The following is a 12,035-nucleotide window of genomic DNA, read 5'->3' as shown; positions in this document are numbered from 1 at the left end:
GGTTTGTCGCTACACTTATACTTTTTAATTATTCGCTATAAAAAGCTCAAAGCTCATCTCTCAAAGCTGCCCCCTATTCCACATAAATCTCATCAATCAACAACCAAGCTTTCGCTCCTACACCATATTCTCCTGCTGGAATGATGCCTTTATTTTCTGCCTGTATTTTAATAAAACGAGCTTTCGTTGGCGTAATTTTTGCCCTAATTTGATTGATACCATTCGCAGGAAAATTACTGGTACGATAAACTTCCTTATAAGAAATCCCATCTTCCGAAGTAGAAAAAATCAACACATTAGGTTCCCACATTTTTTGCCAATGATACTTCAGCAAATTTAAACCTAAGGTTGAAATGCTTTGGATGCTTTCTAAATCAATCGTTGCGTCTAAATTTTCGCCACTAAAACCAATCCATTGTGTATTGTTGTAGCGAGTGTTTCCTGTCAACCCATTGGTCAAAGCATAAGGTGTGGTAGGATTATAATTTGCTTTTGGGTGATACTTCAAAATGACGTTTTTAGCAATGGCTTTATGATATTCAAAAGCTTGTTCAAATACTTTTCCATAAGCTTTTTTACCGACAAATATTTGGGCTTTCAAAATGACACTTTTGTTGATAATATGCTGATTTTTAAATACTTTATCGTTCGAATTTGGAGCTTTTCCATCGACAGTATAATGAATCTTAGCATTGGGTAAAGTTGTCGATAAATGAACGATACTTTTGCCTGATTTTTCCATTGAGAAATCATAAGTAATTTCTTCAAATCTGTCGAAAAAATTCACTTTTTTCTGTTGTAAAATACTCCTATGCTGACGTAATCTACTTAGAAAATTATCATAATTTTTATGCGTTTTGAGTGACCAAGCAATTTCTGATAAGGCTAAAGCTCTTGGGAAAACCATGTACTCTACTTGTTCTGGTTGAGGCGTGTATTCCGTCCAGATATTTGCTTGTACGCCTTTGATGTACTGTTCGTCTTCGTGATTTAATTCCGTCGAAAAAGGCTCATAACTATACACTTTTGAAAGCGGTGTAAAGCTTGCCGCCGCCGTTGGTTCGTCAGCGTGAAGCGACTGGTAATAATCTAAATACAAATGACTTTCTGGCGTCATGATTACTTCGTGTTTTTGTTTGGCGGCTGCAATGCCACCCGCTTCTCCTCGCCAACTCATCACCGTAGCTTTCGGACTTAAACCACCTTCTAAGATTTCGTCCCAGCCAATTAATTCACGATTTTTACTGTTTAAGTATTTCTCCATTTTTTGGATAAAATAGCTTTGTAATTCGTGTTCGTCAGCTAAATGTTCATCTTTCATGCGTTTTTGGCATTTTGGACAAACTTTCCAACGAGTTTTTGGGCATTCGTCTCCACCAATATGAATGTATTTTGAAGGAAAAAGTGGAATTACTTCGTCCAGAACATCCTGTAAAAAAGTAAAAGTGCTGTCGTTCCCTGCACAAAAAACATCCTCAAAAACACCCCAAAAAGTTGCTGCTTTGTATGAACCACCGACACAACCCAAATGCGGATAAGCCGACAAAGCCGCCTGAGCATGCCCCGGCATTTCTATTTCTGGGATGATGGTTACGTACTTTTCTGAGGCATATTTTACTAAAGCTTTTACTTCTTCTTGACTGTAAAATCCGCCATACTTTTTGCCATCAAAACGGTGTGGAGAATCTTTTTTATGTCCAATAATGGTTTCGTCACGAAATGCTGCAACACTTTGTAAACGAGGATATTTTTTGATTTCAATTCGCCAACCTTGGTCGTCAGTAAGGTGCCAGTGAAAAGTATTGATTTTATAAAAAGCGAGTAAATCGATGTATTTTTTCAAAAAAGAAAGCGGGAAGAAATTTCTACCAACATCCAAATGCAAGCCACGGTAAGTAAATCTTGGATAATCTTCGATGCGACAGCCAGATAAGTTAAATCCTTTATTTTGAGCTTGATACGCCATTTGTATCAAACTTTGTATGCCATAAAAAACACCAGCTTCGTCGTGTCCAGTCAATTGAATGGAATTTTTGGAAATGATTAATTGATAGCCTTCTTTTTGTGTGACTTTATCGGCATCAATACTTAATTGTATAAAATTGGATGTTGTATTTTTGGTAATCGGGAAAGAAAAAGGCGTTAAAGTGTGCAAGGCTTCTTGTAAAAATTGAACATTTCTACTTAAAGAAGCCGACGTTTGAAGTATCGAAGTAGATGAATTTAACGTAAATTTTTCTTTTATAAGCTGTACAGAAACAGGTTTTGGAATAATGGCAATACTTTGGGCAAACGTGTAATTTGATGTAAAAAAGTACATCAAGAAGATGATGAAAAATGATTTTGTCTTTGACATTGGAAGAAAATGATAAAATAAAATATGTAGGGGCAATCCCTTGCGGTTGCCCACGTGTACAATCTTTACAATGGGCAACCGCAAGGGATTGCCCCTACGGATTTAGATAATTATTTGTAAATCATAATTCAGCACTCACAATTCACAACTCCTAATTACTTCGCCCAATTCTTTCTCAAAAATCTCAGCCAGTTACCGTGCATGATATTTTCGATGTCTGTTTGGGTATAACCTCTTTTTTCGAGAATAGACGGAATTGTTTGTAAATCAGCAATGGTATCTAAATCATAAGGACCTTGTTCTGTGCCAAAAGCTCCATCCAAATCTGAACCAATACCCACGTGCAAAGCGTTTCCTGCCAATTGACAAATATGGTCAAGATGGTCAACCATCACAGCCAAATTACAATTCATTTCTTTGGGTGTTGATTTGCCTCTTTCCCAATTTGGTACCATCATCCAAGCGTCTAATGCTCCGCCAATTACGGCATCTCTGCTAATTAATTCCTTAATTTGCTCGTCGCTAAATTGGCGATTATGATTCACCAAACTTCTACACAAATTATGGCTTGCCCAAACCGCACCATTGAAATGATCCATGGCTTCCCAGAAACTATCGTCACAAAGGTGCGTCGCATCTAAAATGATGTTCAGCCTTTCCATTTCTTTCAATAAATCTTGTCCAGCTTTTCCCATAAAACCAGTCGCATCCGTTCCTTGAGCGTAACGCCCCGGCCCGTAATGAGCTGGGCCAATGGCACGCAAACCATACTGATAAGCTTTCTCGACATGATTAATTGTTACGAGTGAATCAGCTCCTTCTAAGCTTAGAATATAGCCAATGGGTTTGTTGTCGTTGGGCGTGCCGTCGTTCCAAAGCAGTAAATGTTTTTCTAAAGATTCAAGGTTATTGATTTGAACCATTTCGCCACATTCTTCCATGCTTTTGTACCACGCTACTTGTCCTTGTGTTTGTGCCCAAGCCTGTTCGGGAGAAGCCCAACCCGGTAAAGTGCTGTCTAGTTTTACAAAGCGAGCAATTTGTGTAGCAACGACCAAACCAATGTTTCCTGCTCTTAATGCAGGAAAAGTAACCGTTCCTTTGGCACGGTCTGGCTTGTCGGTCATGCCTTTTTCTCTTTCACGAATTTCAGAGACCGATAATCTTAAATCACGATTCCATTCCATCGCATTCATGCTGAGGTCAAGATGTGCGTCTATTGTAAACATATTTTGTAAAACGGATTTTCAACCCGTAAAATTTATCTTTTCAGACGGGTTGGAAACCCGTTTTACGGCTATATGGAAATGAATCTATCTCTTGCAATCGTTTTCCATTGTTCGCCTGTCAATACTTCATTTTCTACAAGATTTGCCCTTTCGTACAAAGCACAGGTCGGACAAATATGAATGGGCAAACCATAAAAAACATCTCCAATCTGATAAGTATGATTTTCTGGAACACCCAATACTAAATGTTCTTCGCTTTGTCCGATAAAAGTGGCATCTGGAGCATTCAAGAAAAATACTCTTTTATCTAAAGGGTTTTCTGCAGCAACAGATTTATGTCCTAAATCCAAACAGATTTTATCTTTTTCGGGCAAAGAAATTACTCTGCTAATTACCAAAGCTGCCGTTTCAAAATCTTGCTCTGGATAAGCATCTTGATAGCCTTTATCCCAATACACAAAAGTGCCCGGACTGCATTCTACCTTTGCTCTTTGAGCATGAATCGGAAATGTAGGCGTTCCACCAGCTACGATATTGAGGTTTTGAATGCCTTCTTCGTTTAGTTTTTCTACTAAATTTTCTACGGATTGGAAAGCCGTGTTACAATTTTGTGTACGAATGGTAAGTTCAAAATCTCGGATATGTCCATCGTAAATATGCAAACCTTCAAGCTTTAAGGAAGGTAATTTTTGTAATACAATTGCTAAATCAAAAGCCTTTTCAGGAACAATTCCTGTTCGGTTCATGCCCACATTTAAGTCGATATAAAGCGATAAAGTAAGCTTATTTTCTAAAGCAATTTTTGACATTGCCTCACCAACTGCCAAAGAATCAACCAAACAAGAAAAATGTGTTTTTTGAAACTTTTTGATGATTTCAATCAAACGCAAGACCTTCGCTCCCACTGGCTGATACGCTAAGAGTACGTCTTCTGCTTCACAAGTCGCCAATAATTCAGTTTCGGCAATCGTTGCACATTTGAATTTTTGAATCCCAACTTCTTGCAAAAGCTTGGTTATTTCTTTGGTTTTATGCGTTTTGATGTGTGGTCGCAAGCGATTTACATCATCAATCGAAGCCAAAAGTTTTTGAATATTACGCTTTACGATACTCGGAAAAACCACCAAAGCAGGCGTATCAAGCGTTTCAATATTTTTTATGTTGTACTCAATCGTTTTGTTACTCATGGCTTAAGTAGGAGTGATGAATTATGAATGATGAATTGTGAATTAAAATATTGAAATTCAATGTGTTAATTCAAATAAAACATCGTTTATTTTACCAAAACCACTTATCAATTAGTCTTCGTGGAGTTCAAACAACGCTTCAATTTCCACTGGAATATTGTCTGGAAGTGTTCCCATTCCTACCGCACTTCTTACGCCAATACCATTTTCTGTTCCCCACACTTGGGCAAAAAGTTCGCTACAACCATTGATGACATAAGGGTGACGTTCAAATTCTGATACGCAGTTGACCATACCCAAAATTTTAATCACACGCTTTACTCTGTCTAAACTTCCTAAATGTGTTTTGATGGTCGAAAGCATGGTTAAACCTACTTGTTGAGCCGCCAATTTCCCTTCTTCGATGTCTAAATCTTTGCCAATTCTACCAATAATCAAGCTTTTATCGTCTCTTACTGGGCCATGACCAGATAAGTATAAGTATTTGCCATCAATCAAATATGGTTTATAAACACCCAAAGGAAGTGGTGCTGGAGGTAAAGAGAGTCCAAGACTTTCGAAAGAAATTTCAGGTGAAAGTAATTCAATAGTGTTCATAATTGTTCTTATTTTTTGTTTCAAATTGTTTTTGATGATGAAGGAAACGATACGTTTTCTTCTGTTTTGCAAGGTTTAAAAATTAATAAAAAGAGCTACCCTTTTTAGTGATGAGTTTTGAATGAAGGGTTGGGAGTTTTGAGTGCTGAATTTTGAGTTATGAATTGTTTTTTATGCAATTTATTGTAAATCAAATATTTATACTCTGATTTGGTAATCAATTCAAAATTCAAAACTCATAATTCAAAACTCCTATTTACTTGGCTCCATCAATATTACTTTGGCTCGCTTTGGGCGTATTGAGTTTTCTGAATTTCGCATTTTCGATTTTCAAAACCACCGCATTTTTCCATTGATTATTCGTATAAAATCTTTGTCCGTTTACGGCACTTACTACCAAACCAATATTGGTTGGAGCAGTATAAATTTTGGCATCAAAATCTTTTTTGTACTCTACCAATTCACTTTTATAACCTAAAATACTCACTTTGGTATTGGCATTCCCTTCGATGTGCGTCAATACAAAATTTTTGCGTGTTCCGTACTTCCAATCTTCGTAGCCACTTCTTTGTACGATGGCATAAATATATTTCTCATCGTTCGACTGCGTAAACCAAATATTTTCTTCACGTACCACAGAAAGTGGTTTTACTTCATGAATGGCTTCTGCATTGGCAAAATTCCAAAGGGCAATTTCTTGTAAAAGTGATTGTTGTTCAATCTGTAATTCTCCGTCTTGTTTGGGACCAACATTCAATAAAAAGTTCCCGCCTTTTGCTCTGATTTCAACCAACATATTGATGATTTCCGTGCCAGATTTATGCGGGTCGTTAGTGGGTTTATATTGCCAGTCTGTTCCCATCGTGTAGCACGCTTCCCACGGACGAGCCATCGGTTCGTCAGGCGTGTTTTGTTCTGGAGTAGTCATGATGTCACGAGTAATCACCAATTCAGGGTTCAAACTCCAAGCATATTCACGCAAGCCATCACCTGGTCCGTCGATGAAAAGAATGTCAATTTTTCCGTAGTTCGTCAGTAATTCTTTCAATTGTTTTTTATCATAATCCATCAAACCTTTATTGTTTGCAGGAAAATGTTCAGGCAATTGTAAACGACCGATTTGGATATTATTTTTATGAAAATAATTGAAGTCTTCTGGCGAAAAGTAAATCCCAATTGCAATACCTTCTTTGCGAAAAGCGTCGATAATTTCTTTGGTAATGTCTTTTCCGTAAGGAGTATTCATTACATTAAAAGGCGTAGTTTGCGTATTGAACATACAAAAACCAGAATGATGTTTTGTCGTAAAAACAACATATTTCATGCCTGCTAATTTGGCATTTTTTGCCCATTCGGTAGGATTGAATTTCTTTGGATCGAAATATTTAGGTAATTCTTGAATGTATTTTTCAACGTATTCATTTGAAGCTCCAGCCATTGAATGACTAATCACTGCTCCTAAAGAAACATCTACATTCCAGTGAATAAACATCCCGAAAGCTAAATCTTGAAACCAATTTACTCGTTCGGGTTTATTATTTACTTGTACTTTTTGTGCTTGAGTTTGTATCGTAAAACAAGTACAAATCAAGAGTATTACGAACTTTTTTGAAAACATGAGATTGTGTTAAACGATTGTTAATGAGCAATCTATGAAGTTACAAATTTTGTTGGAGAAATAAACAAAACCTCATCCCCCCGCCCCTTCTCCTGTTGAGAAGGGGAGTATAAAGAGTAGTATAAACTCCCCTCTCAGCAGGAGAGGGGTTGGGGCGACCGTCGCTACGGATGAGGTTCGCTTTTATAATTTAAAATTGGATAATAGCATTTTGATTACTTATCCCACCAAACACGGGTCAATAAATCATCAAGACCTTGTCTTTGAACAGCTTCGTTGTACGACGTTCTGTTAAGTGTTTGTTCAGAAACAGGATACAAGAATCTACGGAAGATTTTACCACCTGTAGCGTTGCCTGGATAAACGTTTGGCGTTAAAGCTGGATAACCTGTACGACGGTAATTATTGTAAACTTCCTGAGCATCAGGGAAAAGTCCAACCCAAACTTCATTGTAAATTTGTTCCGTCTGAGTTGCTACTGTTCCAGTAGTTTTTAAAGCATGAGCCGCAACATAACTATCGATACGTGCTTGAGCAATTGTACCTGTTGTTCCGCTAATTAAATCCCATTGTTTCATCGATGCACGAATTCCTGTTTCATATAAATTAGTAGCAGTTTCTGCACTGTACCAACCTCTTAAAGCTGCTTCTGCCAATAAGAAATTAGATTCAGCTGCTGTAAATAACAACAAAGGAGCATCTACTTTCAATACCGTTGTTTGCTTTGGCTCTGAATAAGTAATAAAATCAGAAGGCTTTGTACCATTGATGGTTGCAGGCATTCCTTTCTGAATACTTTCATCTGAACTTGCCGAACCGTTTACATATACTACAGAAAGAGCACTTAAACGAGGGTCGTTATTGGCTTTCAATGAGTTGATAAATACTTGTTGATATTTTCCACCTTCAGTATTGTTTGTACCGTCGGCACGAAGGTAATTATCATTCAACAACTGCCATGCGATAGGGTTTTTGTTGATGTTTTGCCCTCCAGAAGTATAAGTCATTTTAGCAATATCAGCATACTCTCTGATTACTCCGCCCGCAATTGCCTTAGTTACCCAGCTTTGTGCCGCTGCTGCATCAACTTTTGTTAAACGCATACCCAAGCGAAGCATTAATGAATAAGCAAACTTTTTCCATTGCGTTACATTTCCTTGATAAATCAAATCTGAATTACCGAAAGTTGTCGTATTAGCAATCGTCAAAGCTGTTGCAGATGCTTCTAATTCTTTCAACATATCTGCATAAATCGCACTTTGAGAATCGTATTTAGGCTGAAAAATAGAAAGATTATAGCCTTGTCCTGCATCAGTATAAGGAATATCGCCATACAAATCGGTCAAGCGACTGAAACAATATACTCGCCAAATACGAGCTGTTGCGTATAAATTTACTTTTGTTGGGTCGTCTTTTACGGCTTTAATTACCTCACCAATTTCATTAATCTGATTTGGATAAGAATTGGTAAAAACACCACCTGTGGCATTTACTTGTGAAGCTGTATATTTAGAGCCGAAACCTTCTACATCGTTGTAGCTGGTAGTATATTGCATCAAACCAAACAAAAGGCTACCCTTGTTACCACTGTTGGCTGCGCCATCGTACAAAGCTTTACTGAAGATGTAAGCAGTAGTCGGAACAGAAACGGCATTGGGATTGGTATTGATTTCAGCGAAATCTTTATCGCAAGCCGTAAATAGCGTCATGCTACACGCTGCCAATAAAGGAAATGTATATTTTGAAAATAACTGTTTCATTGTCTTGCTTTTTTAGAATTTCAGATTCAAGTTCAAACCATAAGAACGAGTACGTGGCAAACCGATTGACTCAATCCCTTGTGCAGCGCCGTTCGTTAAGCCTTGCTCAGGGTCAAAATTGTCGGTCTTTTTGTATAAAATCAGAAGGTTACGACCCACTAATGAGACACTTGCCGATTGTACGCCTAAAGATTTCAAGAAACCTGCTGGCAAACGGTAAGAAATAATCACCTGACGTAGTTTTACGAAACTTGCATCATGTACAAATAATTCTGTGTAGCGGTTTAGGTTGTTGTAGTAAGCACTACGCAAATTCGCTACTGGTACAGTATAAGAATAGGCATCACCATTGGCTGTTACACCTTTTAGAGCTAAACCATTTTCACGACCCGGCAAAGTTGATTTCATTAAACCCAAACGAGTAGCATATACTTCCATTACTGAGAAAATACTACCACCAAATTTACCATCAACCAACATGTCTAAAGAGAAGTTTTTGTATTTGAAAGTATTATTCAAACCCATAGTGTATGGTGAAACGCCATTGCCTAAATATTGGTTGTTGTCAGTTTGTAAAGGAAGATTCGAGTTGGTATCATAAATGATATTTCCAGCAGCATCTCTTTTCATACGGTATCCATAAATACCTCCGAATGGCATGCCTACTTGGTTGTTAATGAATGCGTTACCATTTGCAGAGTTACCAATTGAAAAAGTATTAATGCCATCAGCTAATTTTAATACTTCACTTTTGTTATAGGCAAAGTTGAAGCTAGTATTCCATGAGAAATCAGCAGATTTGATTGGTGTACCTTCTAGCAATAATTCTATCCCTTTGTTACTTAATTCACCTGAGTTTAGAATCGCACTTGTATAACCTGATGCACCAGAAATCGGTACACTTACAATATCATTTGATGATTTCTTGTCATATACAGCAGCATCAAAACTTAAACGTCCTCCGAATAATCTTGTGCTTAAACCAAGCTCAAGCGTTGTAGAAGTAAATGGTTTTAAACCAGCGTTGGTAATTGAAGCTGAACTTACGTTTTGTAATGGTACACCACTTGCACTCGGCACATTGCTGTATGCTAAGTTGATAGCGTAAGGGTCAGGACCACCACCACCTACTTGTGCCCATGAACCACGTAGCTTTAAATTGTCAATAACACGTGGCATGTTTATCACATCCGAAAGCATTAAACTTGTACCAATACTTGGATAGAATACATTATTATTTTTAGGACTTAATGTTGAAAACCAGTCCTGACGACCCGTTAAAGTTAAAAACCAGATGCCTTTGTAATCTAAATCTGCTGAACCAAAAACTGAGTTTGTTTTGATATTGCTAGTTACTGGCGTTGCCGTAGAAGTTGCCAAATTTGAATAACTATAGAAGTAAGGAATGGTGTATCCTTGTCCATAGAAATCAAATTGGTTGTTTTTAAACTGGCGAGTATTTGCTCCTCCTAAAACTGATAAGCCTATTGTTTCTGCAAATTTGGTATTATAAGCAGCGGTAATCATACTGTTGGTTTCTGATACATCTGATTTAATGCCATCGTACTGACCTTGAGGGATATACTGCCCACCTGTTGGCATAATACTGGTGAAATTATAATTATAAAAATCACGAGTAGTAGTTGCTTTTAAGGTTAAGTTTTTCAATAAATCATAAGAAACAGATGCTTGTCCGATAAAGCGATCTTTTGTATCTGTTTGTTTGAATTTATTGACGAAAAAATAACCATTCGTTACAATACCTGCATCATTCCAGAAAATCTCATTACCATTTGCATCATGTCCCGGGTTTAACCATCTAACATCCACCGTATTAGCTACTTCATAAGCCATCCAGTTTGGATTACCCAAAGCATCACCTGCGATTGGGCGATTATTTCCTTGCTCAAGATTATATTGTACTACTGCTTCTGCTCTAAGGCGCTCGCTAAGTTTGGCTGAAATATTCAAACTAGCCGTTTTACGATTATAAGTATTAGAAGGCAATACACTTTTTGCACTTAAGTCTGCTAAAGAAAGACGATACAGAATGGCATCATTTCCGCCAGATAAGGCAACTGAGTTCGTAAAAGTAGTTCCTGTCTGATAGAAATTTTTCAAATTATCTTTCTGAGCAAGATATGGGTGATTTTTGCCATCGGCAGCCATATAATTGGTAGAGCCGTCGATTTTTGCTCCAAACGAACGACGACCCGTAGCCTGAGCTTGAGCCAAAGTTGTAGGCATTACGCCGCCATCACCTTGTCCGTATTCATATTGAAAATCTGGAAAAACAGATACATTTTCCATCGTAAAAGTACTGTTGTATTCAAGACCGATACCTTTTTGAGCTTTTCCTTTTTTCGTTGTAATCAAGATTACTCCATTTGCCCCACGTGAACCGTATAATGCTGCGGCCGCACCACCTTTCAATACTGTCATTGATTCAATATCATCAGGGTTGATGGCTGAAATACCATCTCCACGGTCAGTACCCGCTTTCGTTCCTAAACCATTTGGTAATGAGCTTCCGCCCGGAACACTGTTATCAATCGGCATCCCGTTGATTACGTATAAAGGTTGACTGTTACCCGTCAAAGAACCATTACCACGAATTACCACACGACTTGAACCACCCGGACCAGTAGATAAACCTGTAGCATTTACCCCTGCAATTTTACCTGTTAAGCCATTCGCAACGTTGTTTTCACGAGCTTGTGTAAAGTCTGAACCATTAATTTCTGATACAGAATATGCCAATGCTCTTTTGTCTTTTTTTACACCCAAAGCCGTTACCACAACTTCGTTAAGTTGTTGCACGTTTTCTTTTAAAGAAACAGTAATTGAACTTTGATCTGCCGATACAGCTACTTCAAATTTTTCAAAACCGACACTTGTAATAACTAATGTAATGTTTTTAGTAGCAAAATTTTCTGGCAAATTCAATTTGAAATTCCCTTCGGCATCAGTAGTTGCACCAACTCGTGGATTTTCTTTGATAAAAACCGCAGCACCAATCACTGGGCTTGCATCTTTTGCAGCAATAACTTTCCCTCCAATCTCTTTCACAATACTCAATCTTGCTGATTTCGGCAGATGAGTAGCGGTATTTTTATTCACATTAGCATGCGAATTGCCACTTATTGCTAAACTTCCGATGAGAGAAAGCCATAATAAGCGTTGAGAGCCTTTTAATAGTCTAATTTTTTTCATGCTTAAAAGTTTTTTATGGTAAATTGGATTGTTGCAATAAATGCAAATAAATATTGCATTTATTGCACAAACATA

General features: G+C 37.6%; 6 protein-coding genes and 1 pseudogene. All 7 read right to left on the bottom strand.

All coding sequences use genetic code 11. The features are described from left to right. Positions 1–73 precede the first annotated feature (73 nt). Positions 74–2,356, bottom strand: a complete 2,283-nt coding sequence (locus ABID42_RS19915) for a family 20 glycosylhydrolase (RefSeq protein ID WP_367285151.1) — start codon at positions 2,354–2,356, stop codon at positions 74–76. A 155-nt stretch (positions 2,357–2,511) separates the two neighbouring features. Continuing rightward, positions 2,512–3,588, bottom strand: a pseudogene (locus tag ABID42_RS19910) (dipeptidase); the annotation flags it as partial. Between the two features lie 65 nt (positions 3,589–3,653). Beyond that, on the bottom strand, positions 3,654–4,772 hold the full coding sequence (locus tag ABID42_RS19905) for a D-TA family PLP-dependent enzyme (RefSeq protein ID WP_367285149.1): 1,119 nt from the start codon (positions 4,770–4,772) through the stop codon (positions 3,654–3,656). 111 nt (positions 4,773–4,883) lie between these two features. Then, positions 4,884–5,369 (bottom strand): RidA family protein, encoded by a 486-nt coding sequence (locus tag ABID42_RS19900; protein ID WP_323689441.1) that lies wholly within the window; start codon positions 5,367–5,369, stop codon positions 4,884–4,886. Between the two features lie 256 nt (positions 5,370–5,625). Continuing rightward, positions 5,626–6,987: an alpha-L-fucosidase gene (locus ABID42_RS19895; RefSeq protein WP_367285148.1), complete on the bottom strand. Its 1,362-nt coding sequence runs from the start codon at positions 6,985–6,987 to the stop codon at positions 5,626–5,628. A gap of 215 nt (positions 6,988–7,202) precedes the next feature. Then, entirely contained in the window at positions 7,203–8,747 is a 1,545-nt protein-coding gene (locus tag ABID42_RS19890; RefSeq protein WP_367285147.1) for a SusD/RagB family nutrient-binding outer membrane lipoprotein, read from the bottom strand. Between the two features lie 12 nt (positions 8,748–8,759). Then, positions 8,760–11,960 (bottom strand): SusC/RagA family TonB-linked outer membrane protein, encoded by a 3,201-nt coding sequence (locus ABID42_RS19885; protein ID WP_367285146.1) that lies wholly within the window; start codon positions 11,958–11,960, stop codon positions 8,760–8,762. Positions 11,961–12,035: the final 75 nt, after the last annotated feature.

This window comes from Arcicella rosea (assembly GCF_040543805.1).
Taxonomy (GTDB): Bacteria; Bacteroidota; Bacteroidia; order Cytophagales; family Spirosomataceae; genus Arcicella; species Arcicella rosea.
The sequence above is the reverse complement of the archived record's forward strand: the minus strand, read 5'-3'. Positions and strand labels throughout refer to the sequence as shown.

Bases quoted from the DNA above. Each gene is read 5' to 3' on its own strand.
- ABID42_RS19905 (WP_367285149.1), bottom strand. From the start codon at position 4,772: ATGAGTAACAAAACGATTGAGTACAACATAAAAAATATTGAAACGCTT.
- ABID42_RS19885 (WP_367285146.1), bottom strand. From the start codon at position 11,960: ATGAAAAAAATTAGACTATTAAAAGGCTCTCAACGCTTATTATGGCTT.
- ABID42_RS19915 (WP_367285151.1), bottom strand. From the start codon at position 2,356: ATGTCAAAGACAAAATCATTTTTCATCATCTTCTTGATGTACTTTTTT.
- ABID42_RS19895 (WP_367285148.1), bottom strand. From the start codon at position 6,987: ATGTTTTCAAAAAAGTTCGTAATACTCTTGATTTGTACTTGTTTTACG.
- ABID42_RS19890 (WP_367285147.1), bottom strand. From the start codon at position 8,747: ATGAAACAGTTATTTTCAAAATATACATTTCCTTTATTGGCAGCGTGT.
- ABID42_RS19900 (WP_323689441.1), bottom strand. From the start codon at position 5,369: ATGAACACTATTGAATTACTTTCACCTGAAATTTCTTTCGAAAGTCTT.